The following is a 23442-nucleotide window of genomic DNA, read 5'->3' as shown; positions in this document are numbered from 1 at the left end:
TACAAATATAACATCTATACCTACAATTACTATTCTAATTTAGTTTGGAAACATTCTTTCAAAAATTTCCTGTTCATATTCACATACATTTTCTTCAAAAATTTCTTCATTAGTTATATTACTTACGTTTAAATCCATAAGCTTTTCCTTATGGAACATGTCCACCCATACAGGCTTTGAAAATTCATTAAAGCCTGATAAGAATCTTGCCTGCTTTGCATTTATCTTTGTAATATACCCTGACTTAATTGCCTGTTTTCTAAAATCTTTTAACTTTAAAGGTATAACATCTGCTGATCCATAATCCTTAATGAACTTAAAAATTTCATCTATCATCTTTGATGTTCTTATATAAATCTCACCATCTTTAACTTCTATCATTGGACTGCTTACCCTATTATTTGCAATCATGTCATTATAAAGTATCAGCATCTGCTCCACTGTTGTTTTTACATCTTCACTGCCCTCAAGAATTTCTTCTTTGATATTTTGAATTATAAATTTTTCATACCCCTCTATCTTTTCAAGTCCATATCTCTCCATAAGAATATTAAAAATTTCTATTCCGCATCCTATATTAAGTGCTGTAGTTAATGTTCTGTCCTTTAATTCCTTGAATTTTTCCATGAGATTTTCTCTAATAAAAGCATATTCTTCTATCGGCATGTTTAATATTTCATCTATTAAACTTCTGCCAAATTTATTTAACGTTTCTTTGTGGCTAGTAAGATATAAAAAGGCTTCACTGCTTTCCTGTGTCCGTTCATTCTTAGAAATATAAACAATACATGACCGTGTTATGAGTGCTTTTTCTTGATTTGGATAACTTTCTTCACCTGCCATAATTATTGGTCTTTCCATTTTAAACGCCCTTGTTTTAAGTGTTTTCTCGCCTCTTGAAACAACACTTTTATCATAAGTATTTCTCAAAATCTCACTTAACCGCTGCAATTTATATCTGTCCATCATGCTTGGTTTAAATTCATCAAAAATAATAGGATAATTTCCTGTACTTAACGCTTTTATCATTGCAAATGGAGTTGTTGATATTGATTGTTTTTCTTCTAATGGATAATTAAGAATCGGTGCTATTATCTGCTCTAATATTGTAGATTTGCCACTTTCAGATTCACCAACTATAAGAAGATGATGAAGTTTTTGATCTAATGAGGAATTCTGTAATACTGCAAGATCATTTATTACTGTTCCAATGATGCTTAAACTTTTTTCAGGTGATAAGAATTTAAATACTCTCTCTTTAATCTCCCTTAATTCTTCTTTGTTTATTTGATCTTTATTTATGATATTTACCCTACTTTCTTCACTTAAAACCTCATAGTCTATTTTGTGTTTATAAATTGTTCCTCTAGACGTTATAAGTCCAATCTTTTTATCTTTTAAAATGAATTTTGTCCCTAAATGTACTTCTTCATTTTCTAAAGCAAAATACTTGTTAATATATAATTTGAGTTTTATTAAATCATCCATCTTTCCTAGAAAAGTTAAATCTATTCCAAGAAAATTTCTAAAGCTCTTTAAATCATCAAATATATTACTGCTGCCAGTCTTTTCTATAATTTTGCCTTCAATACAGCTTTTAAATTTAAGCTTTATACCTTCACATTCCTCATCTACTTTTATTATTTTTTTGGCTTCAAGAATGTTAAAGTCTGAAATATATATTTTTGTTTCAAAATCACTTTTATCATCTTTAACAATCTTAAACTTGTATATTCCTTTTCTATCCTGGACATATTCATATTTATTTTTTAGATCAATGCTTCTATCAAAAGCATTAAGTAAATCCTGAGTATTATGTCCAGATTCTAACCAGTCAGTTACATCTTTGTTTTCACCTAACTTATTTATTCCATGTAAGTTTATTATTTTAAACTTTTTAGAACAGCCTATAAATTCTTCTTTAATTTTAGATACATATTGTTCACCTGCTTCTCCTGTATCACCAATAACATATACTTTCATATTTTCTTTTTTCAGTTTTTCAAAATCTTTAAATCCCTTTAATGATCCAGCCACATAACTTTTATTTCTAAAGATATTGTTTATGGTATTAGCGTCCTTTTCACCTTCAACAAAAATTATTGTCTTTTCTTCCTCCATTGCTTTTAATAAATTGAAATAATTATATGGTACTTCATTGCATCCTCTTTTGTTTATTACTTTTCCATTATCAATGTGATAATATGGTGTTTCTTTTGAATTATCAGGCTTTAGAAACTTTGCCTTTGCATATAATGGCTTGCTCTTTTCATCTACAAAAGTAAATATTCCAAGAAGTTCATAACCTTTTTTAATAGATTTCATTTGACCCTTAATATATTTTTTTATCTTTTCCTCAAAAATTTCTTTTTCAGTCTGTTTTTCATATAACCCCAAATACTTTTTAGCTTCCTGAAAAGTTAAATTCTTATACTTCATTACAAAATCTATTGCATCACCTTGCTCATTTGTGCTGAAATCCTTAAACTTTTGTTTATTGCAATTGCTGTCAAAGTATATGCAAAAAGAAGGTGTTTTTTCTTTCTTAAATGGAGAATATATTTTGTTTTCTCTGTTGAATTTTTCTCCTGTTAAAGATTCTATTAAAGATTTTAAGTCTATATCATTTATTTCTCTCATTCCATTTGCACCTCCTATAACACGAAGCCATTAATTAGTTCATAACTCGTCATCTTTCTACCTGTGAAATTTTCAATCTCTATGCCTGCCATGCTCACTTCTTTTGTTCTTAAATTAAATAACTTTAAATGCTTCATGCATTCTTCAACTGAATGCGACTTAAAATATTCTTCAGCATCATTAGCTTTCTTTAGTTTTTCATTATACTTTTCCTTAAGAAGAGTTAGCTTATCCAAAGATATCAGTCCTTCCTTTTTTATTCTTTTGATTACCTTAATAATATCCTGTCACTCAACATACAATTAGTTTTTATAAAATAAATTTTGTTATACCTGATTTAGGCTTCATTTTTCTTTTCCAAATATCTCTTCTTCTTTAATACCAAATGCATGTGCTATAGCTCGTCTACTATTTTTACGCGGATAAATGTTTCCCTTCTCCCATCCCCAATATGCTTTTTGACCAGTGCAGCACTTTTCAGCAGTTTCTTCCTGACTCCACCCCTTAATAGTTCTTAAAACTTCCATCTTTTTAAACCAAGGTAAATCATTTATTAAATCAGACATTTATACAACCTCCCTTTTACGTATTTTTACCACTTTTTAGCTTACAAATATATTTTACGTCTTTATGTCGTACTAATCAATTTCATTTATACGTCTTATCACGTCTTTTATGGATAAAATTAGGATGTTATCATTGCTTTTCTTTAGTTATCTGTTATTTATTGGCATAATGACGTTAAAAACGTAACTTCTAAATACAAAAAAGGCTGTAGTTTTAACTACAACCTCTTAATACTCTAATTTTTTACTACTTTTTTATTTGATTAACACTCTTTATTTATTCATAATAACATATATTCTAATATAATCTTTTTGAAGATTATATTAGAACTTATATATGGTTCGCAACCTCATAAGCATCCCAAATAGCATACATAATATTAGAAACTTTTCGTGCATCTCCTAAAAGATGAATTTCTGGAATTTCAAATTCTAATTCGTTATATAAAGAATTTTCTTCCTTGTATCCAACTGAAAGTATTACTGAATCACATTCTATTTTTTCTATTCCATTTTCTGTTTCTACTTCAAGCATTCCATCTTTATATGTTTTTACCTTTGAATTTGTTTTTACCTCAATACCGTTAAATGGTATTAACTTTTCAAGCATTTCACTATTTGCAGAACATAAAGGTCCATTTAATGCAAGGATTTTATGTAACGCTTCTACTATTGTAACTTTTTTACCTTTTTTAGCTAGGTCAAGTGCCAATTCACAGCCAACTAAACCTCCACCAACTACAACAGTAGTATTTCCTGCATCTTTATTTCCTAGTAATACATCTGCTGCTGTAAATACTTTATCATCGTCTCCAAGTGAAAATACCTTTGGAGTAGATCCTGTGGCTATTATTACACTATCAGCATCATATTTTAATATTTCTTCTTTTGTTAGTTCACTGTTTAAATGTACTTCAACATTTAATTCCCCTAATGTATGAGCATACCAGTTAGCTAGTGCTATATCATCTTCCTTAAAGTCTGGTGCTCCACCTGGAATAAGGTTTCCTCCTAATTTATCATTCTTTTCGTAAAGAACTGGTTCATGACCTCTAAGAGCTAAAACCCTTGCTGCTTCGCAGCCTGCAACTCCACCACCAACTATTAAAACTTTTTTCTTCTTAAGTATTGGTGTTAACCCATTATCTTTTTCCCTACAAGCTTGTGGATTTACAGCACAATTAAGCATTGAATAATGTTGAATACGTCCCATACAACCTTCTTGACATGAAATACATGGTCTAATAGATTCCAATTTATTGCTTCTTAATTTATTTACATAATCAGGATCTGCAAGCAATGGTCTTCCAAGACTTATAATATCGCATGTCCCATTTTCAATAGCTTCCAATGCCATATCTGAATCATCCATTCTTCCTGCACATATAATTGGCACATCTACAGTTTCTTTCATTAATTTAGCATATGGTCTGTATAATCCTTTTTCTTGATACATTGGAGGATGACTCCACCACCATGAATCGTAAGATCCAACATCTGTATCTAATGAATCATATCCATAAGATACAAGTAATTTAGCTGCTTCTATTCCTTCATCTAAATCTCTCCCTTTTTCTGAAAACTCCTCTCCTGGAAGTGCTCCATCTCTTAAATCTTTGATAAAACTCTTTGGTGAATATCTAAGAGTCACTGGAAAATCTTCCCCACATCTATTTTTAATTTCTTCAACTATTTCACGTGCAAATCGAAGTCTATTTTCTAAACTTCCACCATACTCATCAGTTCTGTGATTAAATAATGAAATAGCAAATTGATCTATAAGATATCCTTCATGAACAGCATGAATTTGTACTCCATCAAAACCTGCTCTTTTTGCGTTATAAGCACCATCTCCAAACTTTTTAACTATAGATTTAATTTCATCTGCTGTAAGCTCACGGCAGATTTTATCAAGCCATCTATGTTGAATTGCTGATGGTGCAACTGGTGGAAATTCTCCTAGATTAGTAGGAATAGTAACTCTACCAAATCCGCCTGACATTTGTAAAAATACTTTTGCATTATAAGCATGTATTCTTTCAGTCATTTCTCTTGCGGTTCTAACAAAGTGAACTGGATTGTGTGTAGAACATGGACAATTTGGCATACCATGTTCTTCAACTTCATTATCTACAAAAGTCACTCCTGTAATAATTAATCCTGTACCACCTTTTGCTCTTTCAGTATAATAGTCAATTCCTCTTTGATTAAATCCACCTTCACTATCACCTAACCCTAACGGTCCCATTGGTGCTAATGCAAATCTATTTTTTATTTCACATTTTCCTATTTTAATTGATTCAAATAACTTTTTATACTTATTCATAGATATCCTCCTAAATTAAATATATAGCCGTTAATATTTTAACAAAATTCTTCCTATGTTTGGCATGCCTCCCTATTATTATATTATTCAAAATTAAAACATGTCAATACTTACATGTTCTATTTTTCATATTATATTTTACATTTAATTTAATTATGATAAAATAACTTTATAATAATAAAGAGGTAATAATATATGAGAAATTTAAAATATGCAATTTTAGGACTTGTTAATAGACAGCCATTAACAGGATATGATATAACAAAAGCATTTAATGAAGGATTAGTAGAATTTTGGTATGCTAAACATAGTCAAATATACCCTGAATTAAAAAGACTAACAGATGAAGATCTTATTTCATACGAAACAGTTATACAGGGTGAAAAGCTAGAAAAAAAGTTATACACTATAACCGAAAAAGGAAAGAAATGCCTACAAAAATGGTTAGCAAAAGATGATCCTTTAGAGCCAACTCCAAAAGATGTTTTTAGACTTAAAGCCTACTTCTGTGATGAAATGGATAATAACACTTTATTAAAGCAATTTCAAAGCGCATTAAGTAAGCATTCTGAAAGATTAGAATACCTGGAAAATTCTATGGAAGAGCTTTTAAAAACTAAAGATATATCCAAAGTATCTTCTCCTTATTTTGGAGATTATATTGTTTTAAATGGTGCAATTATGAGAGAAAAAAGTTATATAGATTGGCTTGATGATTGTATAAAAAAAATAACACAATAAAATGATTGTGTTATTTTTTAAGTTATAATCAAAACAAATTAAAATAAATTCAGTTGTAATATTCTTATATTGTACTTCACGCTTCTCTACAAAAACTTTTGAAACTTACCTTTAGTAGCTTTATAAAATTCATATGTTATAATTTAGAAAAATAAACCTATTGCAACATATATATTTATCAAAATTTTTTTAAGCTATAGGAGCCATAAGGATTTTTCCTGTTCCACGATATACATTTACAAAGCCTTCACCTGAAACAGCAGATCCAACTAAACTCTTACTAGATTTTTCAACCCTAAAATCTAATGACTTAGACCATGCAATTGCAAAATTTCCGTCAATTCTAACTTCATCATTATCTAAAACAAATTCTATAAGTTCATCTCTTGGAACTGGACTTTCAAGTACTGCAACTCCATCACCTTCAAGGCATAAATTAAATAACCCTTCATTTCCAAGCATAGCTGAAGAAAGATTTGTTCTAGCAACTACTTTTTGTTTAACTTTTGATTCACAAGCAAGGAAAAGTCCATCATCAAGTACTAACCCATTCCATTCTGCAACATCTTCAAGCAAGATATGTTTATATGTAGGTTCAAGCATTAATAAACCATTTCCTTCATATTTAGGTTTAATTGCAGATTCTTTTGTTACTTTAGAAGATATGGCTTTGCCTAAAAGATCGCCAAAACCTTTAACATCTGCTGCCATTTTCACATTTCCAGAAGTCCATTGCATTGCTCCTGCACTTATTGTATATGCATTTCCATTTAACTCTATTAGGACTTGTCTCTTTCTTACATTCATTTCTGATGCATAATATGCAGCTATTGCATTTTGTGTATTAACACTTAAATCTTTTTTATATTCAAGTACCTTAACCCCACCTTTAGTTGCTATGATTTCTATGTTCTTATTGTCGTAAAGATTTTTGTATGTTATCATTCTCATCATCTCCCTTTTTATATCTTTCATTCATTTTTAATTATAAATTATTTTGTAATATGTGGCAATTAATTTATAATTTAGTATTTTATATTTTACAACAATAATTTTATTATAATTCGTTTTTTAAATTTTCCTATAGAACTATACTTAACCATAAAACAAATTCTTAAGTTCTAATATTCTAAGTCATAATTCATTTACTCGTATAAGTAATTATCGTTTATTTCTTTTAAAAGCATTTTTAAGTTTGTAAGTAGGTAAAATAAAAGTCTTTTGTAGTATTGTAAAATAAAAAATATCACAAAATTCATTTATTATTTGAATAATGTGATATTTTAAGGCTTTATTCTAATCTACAAATTGGGATTTAACTTAATGTCGGTGACTTAAAAATTGTGATATAAAAATTATTGTTCATTTTTTAACTCAAAAACTTCTGTATTCCCATCAATATTTATAGTAACTTCTATAACTTCATCTTGCTTCTCTATTGCTCCATTTTTACTACTTGATTGCATAGTATAAGTTTTTTGTACACTATCTCCCTCATCAGAATTACCAGTTATTTTTCCGCCTGAAACACTACTCTTATATGATATCTCTACATTTTTTACTGATGATAATTCTGATATATCCTTCTTATAAGTTACTGTAAAAACCTTATTAGCTTCAGTATTACATTTAGTAACATTATTTTCTTTAGTAAATGTTACTTTACCATTTACTTTGTATTCAGCAGTCCAAGATTCATTTTCTCCCCTATAAGTATAGTCGTGTTTAATAACTTCCTTATTTGAGCAGCCTGTCATTACTAATATAGTCAAGATAATCATAAAACTAATTATTTTTTTCAACTTTCTTATCCACCTTTTAAATTTTAATCAATGATAACTTTTATTATTTATTTTCCGTATATTTCTATAATTATTTATACTGAAAATTCATTAGAAATATAATTCTTTTTGAATGTATTTCAAAATAAAAATCATACCTAACTACCATACAATGATTTATCTCTAAAAATCCTAATTTATTCATTACTAATTATAGTACATTTTGTAATTATTAAGCTATTCAAATTTCAAAGAACATTTTTTTATTAATTAATGCATCAATTTCATACATTGCGCAATATATACTTTTAAAATTTTTAATCATAAAAAACTCCATTTCGGCATTTTATATAAATTTGTCCTCACTTTATGTTCTATGGTGCAAGAGGTCCATTTACGCCCACCTTCTATGAATAATTCATCCTCTGTAAAATTATTCACTCACTCAATAAACTCCTCTACTTTTTTATTAAACAAATTTTGTAGCTCTAATAAAGAGTACTCAGAATACTCAGTATAAAAACTTTTGTAAAGCCCGCCAAGGTTATTCCACTTATATCCTGATGCAAGTGTAACTACTACTTTACCATCAGCTTCGTCTTTGTCCCATTTTCTAATTAAGTCTAGCCATCCTAGCTGATAAGAAATAATTTGTGATGGTGTCCTGCCAACTCCATCTATCATTTTTGATTTATCTTTTTCATCAACATGTTAGGTTTAAAGTTGATTCTGGTCCCATACCTCCTACCAAGCCCAATTTTCTCATATAATGCACCTCCTTGAAGTAATATTTTTTAACAAATTATAACATATATTCAAATATAAAATTATTTAATTTTATATAATAATCCCATTATAATCATTATTTTGTTTTTAAAGAGCATACCATTGGTGTATATCTTAATCCATCTGTAACCTGCTCTATATCTGTATCAGCAAATCCTAAATTATGATATACTTCTATAGCATATGGAGAAGAATTTACTGTTATAGTACCAGAAATATTATCTGAGCATGCTTTTTCAAACAACTGCCTTCCAATTCCTTTTCTATGATACATACCATCTACAAAAAATAATGCAATATGACTACCACTACTGCGGGTTGCAAGCATACCAACCATATTTCTATTTTCAAATGCTCCATAGATTCTAAGCATTTTTATATAATCCTTGTCATGTATAGAATCCCAAAAAGCCTGTATACCTTCTTCGGAATAGTCTGGTGATTCATATTTTTGAAAACCTGTCCATGCTAATTGTAATGCAGTATCAAATTCACTGCATGCAAGCTCTCTTATTTCCATATTTCCTCCTTATTAGTCATTCTTTTCTCTTTATTATTAATATTATTCACCTAAAGCTTTTTTTAAATCTTTAATATATAATTCCTGCTGCTTTTTTAAATAGATTCCAGCAAACAAATTCATAATAGGATTGTTTAAAGACACTTCTTCTGTAAATTCTATTTCAGTTCCATCACCTATCTTATTAAACTTTCCAATCCAATAACCTTTCATGTTCTTATTGCTCATATGAAACTCATAACGCTCAAAAGGCTTCTTTTCTGTAATCATAAAATTTGTTGGAAATCCTTTTGATGTATATTCTATAAAACTTAAGTTATCTTTACCAATTTCAATCTTGCTTAAATCACTTCTTCATTCAAAATTACTATTGTCAGTTACAACTTTCCAAACATTCTTAATATCTGATCTAAATCTACCCTTTATCACACATTTTTTCATATCATAATCCCCTTTTTATTTAAAATATAATTTATACACTTTTTGAATTTGAAGTATCATTTATGGTTTTTATCATACACTTACAACTAAATTAATACTATTTATAATTTATAATATAATTTCAAAGTGATATTTATAAGTATGTGAATTTTATAATGAATGAGCTAACTACTGAAGAGACACAAGAACCAGAATTAATTATACAAGCAAAAAGAAGCTTATATATTATAGAAGCTATATTAATGTTTTAGATATGTCTCTATTAATTTAAAATGTGTCCATAAAGATATACTAGCACCAGGAAGTAATTCTAAAATTCTAAAAAATAAAAATTCTTAAGTTCCTAAATTCTTAAATTCTTAAGTTCTAAGATTCTAAAATTATTAGTGACTTAGGTCAATATTTAATAGTATGAGCAATTATCATTTATTTTTTAAAAAAACATATCTAAGTTTATAGATAAAATTTTATAATAAAGTAATAAAAAAACACCACATTTTCATTTCTGAATATGTGATATTATATATATTATTAATTTTGAAATATTTAAAATTGGTAAATCTTCACTTATCTATAAATTAGACTATATTTTTAATCTATCTGACGCTAATATTGCATAATAACTAGCATCACATATTCCTTGATTATTCCGATCAGATTGACGTAATGTTCCTTCATAAATCATTCCACACTTTTTCATTACTCTACCGGAATTGAGATTTCTAGGGTCATGTCTAGATTCAATACGATTCACGTGAACTTCATCAAATAGAAAATTAATAACCATTTTTAATGCCTCAGAAGTAATTCCTTCATGCCAAAATTTACGTCCAATACAATAACCAATATGAGCCATTCCAACTTCTTCATCTTGATGTACAACACTTATCGATCCTATTGGCTCAATACTGAAATCTTTCACTATAATAGCCCATTGATAGAAATCAGGATTTTTATAATTATTTACCCAATCTCTTAATACTTGTTTGCTAATGTCTAAACTTTTATGAGCTGGCCACGTTAAATATTTTGTTACTTCTGCATCTGATGCCCAATTATTAAACATTGCTTTATCATCTTCTAATACAAACTGACGCAAAATTAAACGTTCAGATTCTATTCTTTTTGTTCCAATATTATTCATAATATCCCCTCACAAATCATAATTAATTTATTAGTAAATTATAACACATATATAAATATAACGTTCTTTAATCTCTAAAGAACGTATATTTAGTTGCTATTGACCATATTTAAAATTTTAATTCTTCTTCTCTTTGATGCAAAACACAGCCATTAAAAGTAAAATTATTGTAATACATGACATTACTGCGAATGTTATGTTTAATCCATGTATATGTGCGCTTTCCCCAAAACTTGTGACTGAATTTTGTGCTACTAGTGTCATTATTGCAACAAATATAGCTGACCCAATTGATCCTGAAATTGTTCTAAGCGATGTAAGAAGAGCCGTTCCATGAGGTGTATCTTCAACTTCAATTCCACTAAGTCCCCAGGTAACTAAAGGCATCATAAGGCATCCTATTGAAATACATCTTATGGCATTTAATACTGCTGCAACTACTATAGACGCATTTAATGGTATAAATGCCATACCTACATTACTTATAAGCATAAATAAAGCACCAGCTATAAACAACTTTTTCATTCCAATCATATCATATATTTTCCCAGCAAATGGGCTTACTATTGCCATTAAAAGTGATCCTGGAAGAGTAACTAACCCTGATACTGTTGCAGACATTCCCTTAATTGCTTGTACATATAGAGGCATAATAATAGAAGATCCCATCATAACAAGATATAATACCATGCTTCCTATGACGCTCAACATATACTCCCTGTTTTTAAAAATTCTTAATTCAAGAAATGGCATTTCCATGTGTAGCTGTCTGTATACAAATATAATCATAGCTGTAATTCCTACTATAATAGGCAGAATAATATTTATACTTAATAATGCATAATTTCCTATGTTTCCAATTCCCAAGATAATACCGCAATAAGCTAATGCACTTAAAACAAAAGACAATATATCAAATTTTTGTTTTACAGTGTCAAGAATATCATCAAAAACAAAAATAGCTAGTGCAAATGAAATAGCTATAATAATTAATGCAATAACAAATATCATCTGCCATCTCATATGATCTACAATAAATCCTGCAATGGTAGGTGCAATTACAGGTGCTGCTCCAACAGAAAGTCCATATAATCCCATAACAGAACCTGCTTCTTCTTTTGGATAAATGCTAAGAAGAACAACTTGTGCCATAGATGTTAATATTCCATTTCCAGCTGCTTGAAAAATTCTTCCAATCATAAGCATCGTAAAATTTGGTGAAAAAATATCAATTATAAGTCCAAACATAAAACATACTAAAGCAGACAAATATAATTTCTTTGTTTCAAATCTTCTTATCAAAAATGCAGTGGCTGGCATCATGATTCCCATTGCAAGAGAATAACCACTTGTAAGCCACTGCCCAATAGTTGCGCTAATTTTAAGATCGTTTAAAATAGGGGGAAGCGCTGTGGTAAGTGAAGTTGCAAGCATAGATGATGCAATGCATGTCACCAATATATTTATGAATATTAATGACCTCTTTTGTTTATTAATTTTCATTAAAGTTTTCATCCTTTCCATATCCTCAATGTGTAATGTTTAGATAATGATTTTATTATCTAAACAGTTGTAACTTTAATAAAAGTATATTATAATGACTTTGTTTTAACCACTACACAATTTTGTAATATGTAAATATAAAGGGAAAAAGTATGAATAAAAGCAATAATAAAAGATACCAGATAACAGATGAAAAAATAGAAAATGCATTATTAACGCTTCTTAAAGATAAAGACTTTAACTCAATATACGTTAATGACATATGTAAAGAAGCTGGAATTGCACGTACATCTTTTTATTCTCATTATGATGACATAAATGATTTGATATTAAAAATCCAGAAAAAATATTCTAATAAAATCATTGATATACTTCTAAAAAATAAGCTTTCACCAAAAGATGCCTACACAAAGTATTTTTCTTATATAAAGGATCATTCTAGCTTTTATAAAGCATATTTTATGAGTATTGATAGCAAAATATTAGCAAAAACTACTTATGATTCTATATTTGATTTATATTCCAAGCCACTAAACGATGATGAGATAGCCAAGCGTAAAAGAAAATATCATATGATTTTCATTGGAAATGGAATAAAATCTATTGCATGCAAATGGCTTTTTGATGGCTGCATAGAAACACCTGAAGAAATGACTGAAATACTGCTTCAGGAATATAGTTATATATTTTCTAATCAAAATGCAGAAAATATTTAAAAAATAATTATGATTAAAAAGACAGTAATTTATTATAAGACTTATTTATAGATAAGATAACCCCACGAAAATCCAATATTTATGATTTTCGAGAGGTTCCTAATGCTATGGCATATCTCATTCTTAACTAGTTTTTTCTTCTTTATTTAGCTTCATAATTTTCCATTCTTGTTTAATGGTATGCAAATTAACATCATATACAATCTACTGAATTTCAATTTTTAAATCTATCTCACTTATTGGAATTTATTAAAGAAAAGTTACCCCTACTTTCAATAACTTCTCTTTTGTATGCTGAAATTTTTTCATGTTCCCAATTCCAATACAAGTCAAATCAAATAATACATCAAATTCTTCTCGTCCTACCAACGCTGAATATCCAACATAATCATTTCCATCTACCCCAACAAATTCTATTGTTTGTGTGTTAATTTTCTTAAGATATTCAAATAATTCCTTGTTAGAAAAACAACTATTTTTCTTTTTTTCATAAATGTTATTTGAGACAACAGATAGTCCATCAACTAACTTTTTTCAATTTTTCCATTCTACCACCAAAATTTATTTGTAATATAAAACACCATTTCTGCCGGATATTCACTTATTTTTTTATTGATATTTAGAATTAGTTTTTTCTCATCATATGGATATCTTTTTTTATTTCTTTTGTTTCTGACATAATCTTCTTGCATATCAATAACCAGCAAACATTTCATTTTATCACCTCTACAAATTATAATTTATTTTTAGAAAATTATAGCCCATATGCAAATATAATACTATTCGATTTCTCAGATATTAATTTACTTCGTCACTTTTTAGAATTGCGAAATAAAAATACCGCATATTCATTTGAATAACACGGTACTTTAATTATATTTTTATTGCTTCAATGATTTAATCAATAAACTGAAATTTATCATCTTACATATAATACTTATTGTTTTTTATATTCTATAAAAAAGCATTAACCTAATCTAAACCTGAGACCAAATATAGTCATCACAAAAATTGGGACCAAAATAGTAATTCCCCCTAAGAATACAATAGATATACGAACTTTTTCCTCATCTTTTAATAGTGCACATAATCCTCTATATATTAATACTCCGATTAAGCCCCCTAAAAAATTAAGAATAATATCATCGATATCCGCAGCACCAAGCCCCAAAATAAGTTGAAGCATTTCAACAAACAAAGAGATGAATAATACAAACAACGTGCTTATCCATATTTTTTTATTTTTCTTTAATAACTGTAAATAAATTCCCATAGGAATAAACAATACTATATTTCCAATTATATTGCTTAAAATGACAATTGGAGGAACATTCAACCCACCTACCAAATAACTATATATAGTATGAAATGGTATGACATTAACACTCCTAATATATTCTCTATTTGAACTAAACAATTCTAATGGTGAAACGTACTTGAAAATCAACGCATAAGAACATATAAGAGTATACAAAAAAAGAAAAATTCCAAACAGCATAAACGCGTTGAATTTCTTAAATTTCTTCATATTACTATTTGCCTCCATCAAATTCTAATTTATTCAACTTAAAAGTCAGTACTATTATAACATATTTTTCATACCGTATTATTCAATTTTCAAGGATCATTTAGTTCGCAATTTATTCATATTGTGCATAAAAAAATACCGCAAATTCATCACTGAATAATACGGTATCTTTATTATGTAATTCTAATATATTTAACTTTATAATATTTTAGCCTCTAGGTGCATACATAATTATAATAACTCCAACTAGCGCTATAAAACCACCAATCAAATCAAACTTATCAGGTGTTATATTATCAATTTTCCATCCCCATAAAATTGAGAGAACAATAAATATTCCTCCATAAGCTGCATATACCTTTCCAAAATTAGCACTTGAAGGTTGTAATGTTGGAATTATACCATACAAAATTAATATTATTGCCCCAGTGATTCCATACCAAAAACTCTTTCCATCACGTAGCCATATCCATATGAGATATCCACCACCAATTTCAAATATTCCTGCTAATATAAAGTAAAATATTGATTTTATAATTTCCATATGTAAATCCATGCTCCTCACAATGTATTGAAGTAACTTCCCCAGCCATTATATCATATTTATATATCGACTATTCAATTTCTAATAACATTTTATGAATAGCTGCACACTTTATATGATTTTATTCAACATACAACTTTTCCATCTCCAATATAAATTTAATTACTAAAGAAAGAAGTAATGATATAATAGAAATAAAATCAATTAAAAAAGGAGCATTTACAATATGAACATACTAGCATCTACAGTTAGTCATGCATTTTTGCAGACACTCATAATAATGTTTGAATTGTTTGGAATAATAATTATATTTGGACTACTGCTTGGATATTTAAGAAATAAATCAATTAAAAATATTCTATCTTCAGTGGGATTTAATGGAATTATATTCACTTGTCCTGGAGTATTTATACATGAGCTTAGTCATTATGTTTTTGCAAAAATCTTCAGGTACAATATAAAAGAAGTAAGATTATTTAGACCTATCAAAGGCTCTCAAGATGGAGTTTTAGGGTATGTTAATTTTTCATACAATGAGCGAAGTATATTTCAAAAGATAGGCTTATTTTTTGTTGGATTTGCGCCTATATTTGGCGGCACTTTTTGTCTTCTAATATCTATGAGATTTTTATTGCATGACACATATACTCTATTAGTAAATAACATACATGCTTCATTAAACACTGTAAATATATTAAGTACTGACTTTTTTGCATTTCAAATTAATATTTTTAAGCAAATGCTTATTTCAATGTTTTCATTTAACAATATTCATACATTAAAATTTTGGATATTCATTTATATTGCTATTTGTATTTCTGCACATATTTCATTAAGTGATGCTGATTTAAAAGGCAGTTATAGTGGACTTATAACTATGTTCATACTTATTTTAGCATTAAACATATTCAGTGGATTAAATATATCACTGCCTTTAATAACTACATACAACATCATTATTGTTATACTGTTAAATACTTCATTGCTATTCTCAGTGCTGCATCTTCTTTTTTCTATATTATTAAAAAAGGTTATCTCCTATTTTTAATAAAGTCTTATAAATAAAAAGTATAATTCTATCACTATATTATTTTGATATAATTTCTACTCCATCATTTGTTACAAGAAGTGTATGCTCCCACTGAGCTGAGTAAGAACCATCCTTCGTCTTCACTATCCATCCACTCTTTTTATCAATAAAAATCTTTCTATCACCAGCATTTATCATGGGTTCAATAGTGAAGACCATTCCTGGGACAAGGACCATTCCTGTCCCTCTTTTTCCATAATGAAGAACTGTTGGATCTTCATGAATAGCAAGTCCTACACCATGCCCGCAGAATTCACGAACTACGGTATAGTGGTTATTCTTAGCATGCTCTGCAATTACAGCACCAATATCCCCAAGAGTTGTTTCAAATGGCTTTATTATTGATATAGCCTTTTCAAGACACTCTTTTGTTACTTGTACAAGTTTTTTATTCTCTTCACTTACATTTCCAATCATAAACATTCTTGATGCATCTGCAAAATATCCATTTAAATTAGTAGTAGCATCTACATTTACAATATCTCCATCTTTTAATATTCTGTCTGTTGACGGAATTCCATGACACACTTCATCATTTATAGATATACATACACTCTTAGGGAATCCTTCATAATTCAAATCTGCTGGGATAGCACCATGATCTATTGTATATTTATGAACCATTTTATTGATTTCTTCTGTAGTCATTCCTTCTTTTATATTTTCTTCTGCAAGATCAAGAAGTCCACTGTTTATTTCTGCTGCTTTTCGTATTCCTTCAATCTGCTTTGCATTCTTTATCATCCTTTTAAGAGGAGTAATCTTTCCTTTTGATCTTAAAAAATTTATTTTTTCATCAAATTCAAGATGGCATTTCTTATATTTTAATCCACTTCCACACCAACATTCATCATTTCTGTTATTATTCATAAAATCATATCCTATCTATATAAATTAATTCTTATCTTTCATTATATTCTTGTTTATATTATAATTCATATATTATAATATATTTTTAGATACTTTATTTCCTCACTCTAATAATCTAATAATTTCATAACAGATTGATATTTATCTTTATAGAGCTCTTTACTCTCATCTGAAAGTTTTTCAAAACTACGTTTAAGCTTATTCTTTACAAACTCCACACCTTCAATAAAGTCCAAATTCTTTTTTACATACGCTAAATATAGTAAACTAGGTACATTATCAAAATGTGAGATAGCATCTGCGTCTGCAATACATACTTCCTCTTTTGTTTGTTTTCCATTTAAAACACTGCCTCTATGATTCTTAATGCACTGTTGGACAAGCTTAATCTTATCTGGTTGATAATTCAATTCTTTTAAAATTTCTTCTGCTATTCTTGCTCCATGAATATGATGTTCTTCATATAAGCTATAATCTGTTACCGAAGCAATATCATGCAGCCATGCCGCAATTATTACAACCTCTCTATCTGCATTATACCTATCTGCAATTAATTCTGCATTATTAACAACTGCTTTAATATGGTAAAAACATCCCATACCAAAAAAATTTGAAGGTTGTTTACACCTAAATTCAACTTCTTTGCTTATATAGTTGATTATATCTTGTCTCATATTTGATTTCTCCCTTAATTAGAATAAGAAATTGGAATTTCCATATATAAATTAAACTTTATATTATCCTACTTTTACATGGATCCTATTTTTTAAATTGAATTTTTCCATTTTTCCATCATATAATTTATAAGAAAAATACCTTCTCGCTCAACCTGTTGTTCTTTCAAAACTTTATAGCCTCTCTTTTCAAAAAATGGCTTTGCAGTAATTGAAGCATGAACTAAAATTCTCTTTCCAATTGCATATTTTTCTAATTTATTACATATTGCTGTTGCAACATCTCTATTTTGATAATCCTTGTGAACATAGAGACGATCTAAATAATTGTTTTTATCAATATCGCCAAAACCAATTATTTTTTCATTTTCAACTGCTACAACAGTATAATTTTCCAAAAGAGACTTATTCCATCTAACAGTATCTAATTTACCTGTTGCCCATACATACACTTGCTCTTTAGTATAGTCTTTTATATTGATTGTATGAACTGTATCATAAAATAGCTTAGCTATTTCATCAAAATCCTTTGCTGTATATTCTCTAATTATCATTCTCTCTATCTCCATTTAAAATTCTGAATATTTATTTATAATGCTGTTTGCATTTCTTCGCATATTACTTTAAGTGATACTGATTTAAAATGTAGCTCTACTGGGCTTATAACTATATTTATACTTATTTTTTTATTGATCTTATTTAATTCCTTTTAAAGAACAATCTTTTTCTCTTTTGATATCTTAAATTTAGTTTCTTCCTTACTGAAAACAATACAATTAGTTAAATCTTCGTCTATATAATTTATTGGCAGTTCTACAAATGCTACTAACTTATCTGACTTAATAAATCCAATCATATTTATCGTGTCAAGATATTCTATATTAAATTGTGAATTTCTTGTACTTATTCCATCCTGACTTAAGATATCTTTAGGAGTCGAGTATGGAGTAAATATGTACATCTTATCCCATTCAAAATTTGTTATTTGGCTAAAGTCTATTTCGTTTGATTTGTCAGTAGCTTCAATGATTGTATTTTTTAAAGCAACATCTTCTTTTATCTTATTTAATCTGTTCACACATATAAAAACTATACTACATAAAAATAATAGTGAAAAACCTAAAACAACATATTTTTTCTTCATATAACATCGCCTCCTTTATAATTTTACCAATATGGTAACAGTCACCTATCGTTATTATTACCAAAAATCTTCACACCCCATAAACAAATATCTTATTAAAATAACCCTCTTTCACTTTAATCTTTTATATTTCTCTCTAATTTATATATTTTAGCAATTCATATATTCTATCGTGAGTGTACGTTATAGTATCAAGTGCAGAAATATATGCACAAATCGTCCCACCTTCATGTCTTTGTAAATCATCCTTAATAGCTGTTTCTTTTTTATTAATCCATTCTATTTCTTCCTTTTGTAATTTTTTAAATTCATTTTCTGGCATAACTTTTTTAAGATAATTATATATATCATTTAATAAAGTATCATATTGTTTAGCAAAATCACTCGCGTATATTGTAATATCATATGTTGTATTTGCTTTTTCATTGGCTACCTTATCATTTTTTTCAATTTTGTATAATCTATCTAAGAAACTATTAAATTTTTGATTATTTGCTGAATAATCAAAATGTGTCCATACTCCTTCAAGATTTACATAATAATCTCCAATCTTGGTTCCACTACTCATAACTCCATATTCATCAAAATAATACCATTTTCCATCAATTAATTTCCAACCTATAGTATATTTATTCCCTTCTGAATATTTCCACAAAACATCCTCAGCATATTCTGATTTTATCCACTTTGCACTTGCTCTTATTGGATTTAATGCAAATACTGAAGTTACTACTAATAAACTAACCATTGCTTTTGTCAACTTTAATTTTTTCATTTTTATTCACCCAATCACTTTTTTATTTCTATTCAAATTACACTTTACTGATTCACACAGTTTATCATTGCATCATATAAAATCTCAGGTAATAAAAATACCTTCTTTGGTACTTTTATGGCATATATATCAAATCCAAATATCTAATTCACATTAAAAATGGTATTTTTGAAGTTTTCTATATAGATGATATGAAAGCTACGCTTTACTCATTTACTGATGCACCTGTAGAGTTAGAAAACTAATAAAATCAGACAAGCTATATATTATTAAGTATGTAGCTTGTTTTTATATTCAAAATCTCTATATTAATCAATTAATCATTATCTAATTGCACAAATCTAATTTCATATAAATAGATATATCCATTGGACTAGTATTGTATTTGTTAATATCACACTATAAAATTTCAAAGAGTATTCTTTAATTATTTGATATCTCAATCTACAAATATATAAAAAATATCGCCTATTCATTTATTATAAATAAGCGATACTTCAATAAGCATATTAAATTTTTCATATATCAATATTAGATTTACTAATTCACCTTATTGATAACTTAAAATTTATAGTTATTATCTAACCTTGAAGACCGTTTGCCTGTCTTTCCATATTTTCTACGACAACATCATGAATATCTCCGAGTGAAGCACAATACTCAAGTACTTTCCATGGAGCGTTTGTGTGAAAATGAACTTTAACCAGCTCATCATCACCAACTGCAAGCAAGCAGTCTCCTTCAAAGTTTTTAGTAATATACTCATTTATTTCATCTTCTGAAAGATTTTCTCCTGCAATTAATAATTGTGTATCAAATCTATATTCAAGCATAATAATTCTCCTTTTAAAATTTAAAAATTTATATTTATTTGTTAGTAAATTATAGCACTTTTATTAATATAATACTATTTAATATTGCAAATTTTTATTTATGAATTTATTACTTAACCTCTAAATTTCATCAATAAAAAATATCACATAATCCATTGGAATATAATGCTTGGCGAGGCACGAAACTAGCATTATAGCCCATCTTCATCTACTGATGAAGATGTTTCCTTTATCATTGAATAATGTGATATTTCAAACTAATATTTTAGCAATACATATTATAAAAATCTCATCTTATTTCTATTGCTATGATCTTAGTAAGTTTAACTCAAGTATTTTCTTAAACTAATTTATAATATATCATTTGAATATTATAAATTATTATCTCATATGGTTTAATACAATAATATTTAAATACTCATTAAGTAATATTTATCTTCTTAATAAAGACTTAAATTTACTATTACACCTATCATAAACATCAAAAAATACATTATCTTTTGTACTTATTAATATTCCCAAATATATTGCTCCACAAAGAATAACATCTAATGCACAAGAAATAATCATGTTTTCCACATATTTATTGACTACAAATGTTATTGGAATAAACAATAATGAATAATAGAAATATTTCATATTTTCAAATGAAAACAGCTTTATGTCCAATTTTAATTTTGTTCTTATAACCCTATATTCTAATAAAATTACTAATACATTAGAAATCATAGTCACCATAATTGAATTTGCTGGAGTAAATACATTAAGTAATACGAGAATAAAATTAACAACTACATTAAATATTCCACATATAAAAAATATTTTTACATCTTCATTTTCTTTTTTATACAGATATATAATCTGATTTGATATGATTCCTTGTACACCTAAAGTTAGCATATATATTGAAAATACTATCATTGCAGGATACCATGGAACATATTTAGGTCCAAATATCCACATTACCTGCTTTGAAACACAAAGAAGTCCTATTGATGCCGGGAATAACAATAGAAAATATATTTTCATCACTTTATTTAATAATGAAAAATATGTATCATCATTATCATTTCCACGGTTATTAGCAAGCCTTGGCATTGTTACTTGAATTATAGTAAGCATTAATGTATTTATTATGAGCATTGCTTTTTGAGCTATCCCATATGCTGACAAATCTGCTTCACTGCCAAATTTTATTATTAATAGCCTGTCACATTGAGTATACAAAAGGCTTGTATTTGAAAGAATTACTGCAAGAAACATGGGCTTTATATACTCTTTTATTCTTAAGTTAGAAAAATCAAATCTTATTTTTTTTCTAATATAAAAATAGCTCCACAAATTATTTACTATATTTACTGCAACCCCAAGATAAATGTATATAAAGAAATCATCGATTGAACGTATAACACATAAAATTATGATTGAGTAAATTATCTTTACTATCATTGTTTTAACTGCAATAAAATCATAATTTTCTAAAGCTTCATTGATCCACTCTACATAAAATAAATTAAAGACTATATTGAATCCTAAAACAACACATGTATAAAAAGCTGGATTATCTCTATAAAATCTAAATAAAAATATCATATAGCATGCTGATACAATTATTGTTGCTGTTGTACTTATTAAAAATAAGCTTGTAAATGTCTGCCTCAACTTCTTTTTATCATCTCGAACCTTGCTTATTTCTCTTAATCCATATTGATAAACTCCAAAGCTTGCAAATGCTATAAGCACTGTATTAAACGTTTCTCCTTGCGTGATGTATGAAAACTGCTTTTCAGTAAATGTTCTTGTTATAACTGGCGTAACTATTATAGGTAAAATTATATTAAATATATTTAATATTGATTTAAAAACTGCATTTTTTGATATAGATTTAGACATATTTTTTCTCCTAAACATATTATTAAATGTATTTGTTATAAACGTCTAGATCGATGCTTTATTTATATAGAAGTTAATCATTGAGATCAATATCTTTATAATTATTTCCTAAAATGATCCTTACTACCTCTTTTGTACTTGCATTTGCATCTATTTTTATTCCATTAATATCTTTTTCAAATGCATTTAAGCATCTATCAATTTGCTGCACAGTCCATGAGCTATCATCTTCACCTCTTTTTGATAATCTTTCTAATATAACAGACTTTTTAGCAATAAGAATATAATGCTGAAGAGCAACCCCTTCTTTTATAAGCCTTTCTATGATCTGGCCATAGTATTCTTTATTTGTAAGTGTCATTGGAACAATGATTGTCCCAGAATAATTTTCATGAATGTATTTTAACATGGAATAATTAAAATCACGCCACATTGGTATATCTTGAAAATCACCTTTTTCCTTAATACACTGTGGTGAATTATCCCAAATAAATTCACCTGCCATTTCAGGATCATATATAAAAGAATCTTTAATGAGTTTATTTAGCTCCTCTGCTGTTGTTGTTTTTCCAACACCAAATGCCCCATTTATCCATATAACCATAATGCTCTCCTTATAATAATCATAGCTTCATTACAAAATAATTATTTTCTTAGATTATTATTTTAAATAATATTCCCTTTAGATTTAATTCATTTAATTATATTACATTTATAGTATATAATAAATATTTATGATATGATTTCATAGTATATTTTCAAATTTATATAAAAGTAAAAATTGCTTAGTCTTAATTTTACTAAGCAATCTTTATTGAGTATTTTTTTATATAGAGTTCTTATTTTTTCTTTAACATAATCAATCATTTCTAATTTTTTAACAATAACTCACTATCTTTTATCTAATTTACAATTATTCTCTTAAAT

At 27.6% G+C, this 23442-nt stretch carries 24 protein-coding genes and 1 pseudogene; 3 read left to right on the top strand and 22 right to left on the bottom strand.

What is annotated here, in order from left to right; translation table 11 throughout:
* Positions 1-39: 39 nt before the first annotated feature.
* The 4 genes from BN2920_RS08305 to BN2920_RS08290 form a co-directional block, all read right to left on the bottom strand.
* Positions 40-2640, bottom strand: a complete 2601-nt coding sequence (locus BN2920_RS08305; RefSeq protein ID WP_058294556.1) for a CHC2 zinc finger domain-containing protein — start codon at positions 2638-2640, stop codon at positions 40-42.
* 14 nt (positions 2641-2654) lie between these two features.
* On the bottom strand, positions 2655-2876 hold the full coding sequence (locus BN2920_RS08300; RefSeq protein WP_058294555.1) for a hypothetical protein: 222 nt from the start codon (positions 2874-2876) through the stop codon (positions 2655-2657).
* Between the two features lie 108 nt (positions 2877-2984).
* A complete protein-coding gene (locus tag BN2920_RS08295) occupies positions 2985-3206 on the bottom strand; it encodes a helix-turn-helix transcriptional regulator (protein WP_058294554.1) in 222 nt (73 codons plus the stop codon).
* Between the two features lie 331 nt (positions 3207-3537).
* Positions 3538-5532 carry an oxidoreductase gene (locus BN2920_RS08290; protein WP_058294553.1) on the bottom strand — a complete coding sequence of 665 codons (1995 nt, stop codon included), beginning with the start codon at positions 5530-5532 and terminating at the stop codon, positions 3538-3540.
* 195 nt (positions 5533-5727) lie between these two features.
* Here BN2920_RS08290 and BN2920_RS08285 point away from each other — a divergent pair, with 195 nt between their 5' ends.
* Positions 5728-6273: a PadR family transcriptional regulator gene (locus tag BN2920_RS08285; protein ID WP_058294552.1), complete on the top strand. Its 546-nt coding sequence runs from the start codon at positions 5728-5730 to the stop codon at positions 6271-6273.
* 189 nt (positions 6274-6462) lie between these two features.
* Here BN2920_RS08285 and BN2920_RS08280 read toward each other — a convergent pair whose 3' ends face one another.
* From BN2920_RS08280 to BN2920_RS08250, 7 genes and pseudogenes are all read right to left on the bottom strand, one after another.
* A complete protein-coding gene (locus BN2920_RS08280) occupies positions 6463-7218 on the bottom strand; it encodes an AIM24 family protein (protein WP_058294551.1) in 756 nt (251 codons plus the stop codon).
* Between the two features lie 410 nt (positions 7219-7628).
* Positions 7629-8075: a hypothetical protein gene (locus BN2920_RS08275; RefSeq protein WP_058294550.1), complete on the bottom strand. Its 447-nt coding sequence runs from the start codon at positions 8073-8075 to the stop codon at positions 7629-7631.
* A gap of 420 nt (positions 8076-8495) precedes the next feature.
* Positions 8496-8741 (bottom strand): annotated as a pseudogene (locus BN2920_RS08270) (ClbS/DfsB family four-helix bundle protein); the annotation flags it as partial.
* Positions 8742-8916: 175 nt separating this feature from the next.
* Complete coding sequence (locus tag BN2920_RS08265) at positions 8917-9360, bottom strand: GNAT family N-acetyltransferase (RefSeq protein WP_058294548.1); 444 nt, start codon at positions 9358-9360, stop codon at positions 8917-8919.
* A gap of 42 nt (positions 9361-9402) precedes the next feature.
* Positions 9403-9630 (bottom strand): SRPBCC family protein, encoded by a 228-nt coding sequence (locus tag BN2920_RS22490; RefSeq protein WP_307991124.1) that lies wholly within the window; start codon positions 9628-9630, stop codon positions 9403-9405.
* A 754-nt stretch (positions 9631-10384) separates the two neighbouring features.
* Positions 10385-10945: a GNAT family N-acetyltransferase gene (locus BN2920_RS08255; RefSeq protein WP_058294547.1), complete on the bottom strand. Its 561-nt coding sequence runs from the start codon at positions 10943-10945 to the stop codon at positions 10385-10387.
* Between the two features lie 117 nt (positions 10946-11062).
* Complete coding sequence (locus BN2920_RS08250) at positions 11063-12448, bottom strand: MDR family MFS transporter (RefSeq protein WP_097919341.1); 1386 nt, start codon at positions 12446-12448, stop codon at positions 11063-11065.
* 152 nt (positions 12449-12600) lie between these two features.
* Between BN2920_RS08250 and BN2920_RS08245 the strand changes: the two genes are divergently transcribed.
* Positions 12601-13164 carry a TetR/AcrR family transcriptional regulator gene (locus BN2920_RS08245; protein WP_058294545.1) on the top strand — a complete coding sequence of 188 codons (564 nt, stop codon included), beginning with the start codon at positions 12601-12603 and terminating at the stop codon, positions 13162-13164.
* A 548-nt stretch (positions 13165-13712) separates the two neighbouring features.
* Here the strand turns inward: BN2920_RS08245 and BN2920_RS22045 are convergent.
* From BN2920_RS22045 to BN2920_RS08235, 3 genes are all read right to left on the bottom strand, one after another.
* Entirely contained in the window at positions 13713-13880 is a 168-nt protein-coding gene (locus BN2920_RS22045) for a cysteine hydrolase family protein (RefSeq protein WP_242868345.1), read from the bottom strand.
* Positions 13881-14131: 251 nt separating this feature from the next.
* The gene (locus BN2920_RS08240) at positions 14132-14692 is read right to left on the bottom strand and encodes a VanZ family protein (protein WP_058294544.1); all 561 of its coding nucleotides are present in this window, start codon (positions 14690-14692) and stop codon (positions 14132-14134) included.
* Positions 14693-14900: 208 nt separating this feature from the next.
* Complete coding sequence (locus BN2920_RS08235; RefSeq protein ID WP_058294543.1) at positions 14901-15236, bottom strand: YnfA family protein; 336 nt, start codon at positions 15234-15236, stop codon at positions 14901-14903.
* Between the two features lie 226 nt (positions 15237-15462).
* On the opposite strand from BN2920_RS08235, the gene BN2920_RS08230 reads away from it, so the two are divergent.
* Complete coding sequence (locus tag BN2920_RS08230; protein WP_058294542.1) at positions 15463-16284, top strand: hypothetical protein; 822 nt, start codon at positions 15463-15465, stop codon at positions 16282-16284.
* A 39-nt stretch (positions 16285-16323) separates the two neighbouring features.
* On the opposite strand, the gene BN2920_RS08225 is transcribed toward BN2920_RS08230, so the two are convergent.
* The 8 genes from BN2920_RS08225 to BN2920_RS08190 form a co-directional block, all read right to left on the bottom strand.
* The gene (locus BN2920_RS08225) at positions 16324-17196 is read right to left on the bottom strand and encodes a methionyl aminopeptidase (protein WP_058294541.1); all 873 of its coding nucleotides are present in this window, start codon (positions 17194-17196) and stop codon (positions 16324-16326) included.
* Between the two features lie 107 nt (positions 17197-17303).
* Complete coding sequence (locus BN2920_RS08220; protein WP_058294540.1) at positions 17304-17870, bottom strand: HD domain-containing protein; 567 nt, start codon at positions 17868-17870, stop codon at positions 17304-17306.
* Between the two features lie 92 nt (positions 17871-17962).
* The gene (locus BN2920_RS08215) at positions 17963-18424 is read right to left on the bottom strand and encodes a GNAT family N-acetyltransferase (RefSeq protein ID WP_058294539.1); all 462 of its coding nucleotides are present in this window, start codon (positions 18422-18424) and stop codon (positions 17963-17965) included.
* Between the two features lie 155 nt (positions 18425-18579).
* The gene (locus tag BN2920_RS08210; RefSeq protein ID WP_058294538.1) at positions 18580-19014 is read right to left on the bottom strand and encodes a hypothetical protein; all 435 of its coding nucleotides are present in this window, start codon (positions 19012-19014) and stop codon (positions 18580-18582) included.
* Between the two features lie 136 nt (positions 19015-19150).
* Positions 19151-19789, bottom strand: a complete 639-nt coding sequence (locus BN2920_RS08205; protein ID WP_058294537.1) for a lysozyme inhibitor LprI family protein — start codon at positions 19787-19789, stop codon at positions 19151-19153.
* Between the two features lie 581 nt (positions 19790-20370).
* Positions 20371-20622 (bottom strand): kinase to dihydroxyacetone kinase, encoded by a 252-nt coding sequence (locus BN2920_RS08200; protein WP_058294536.1) that lies wholly within the window; start codon positions 20620-20622, stop codon positions 20371-20373.
* A gap of 432 nt (positions 20623-21054) precedes the next feature.
* Complete coding sequence (locus tag BN2920_RS08195; protein ID WP_058294535.1) at positions 21055-22515, bottom strand: oligosaccharide flippase family protein; 1461 nt, start codon at positions 22513-22515, stop codon at positions 21055-21057.
* 73 nt (positions 22516-22588) lie between these two features.
* The gene (locus tag BN2920_RS08190) at positions 22589-23119 is read right to left on the bottom strand and encodes an AAA family ATPase (RefSeq protein ID WP_058294534.1); all 531 of its coding nucleotides are present in this window, start codon (positions 23117-23119) and stop codon (positions 22589-22591) included.
* Positions 23120-23442: the final 323 nt, after the last annotated feature.

It is taken from the genome of Clostridium neonatale (genome assembly GCF_001458595.1).
GTDB classification, from domain to species: domain Bacteria; phylum Bacillota; class Clostridia; order Clostridiales; family Clostridiaceae; genus Clostridium; species Clostridium neonatale.
The sequence above is the reverse complement of the archived record's forward strand: the minus strand, read 5'-3'. Positions and strand labels throughout refer to the sequence as shown.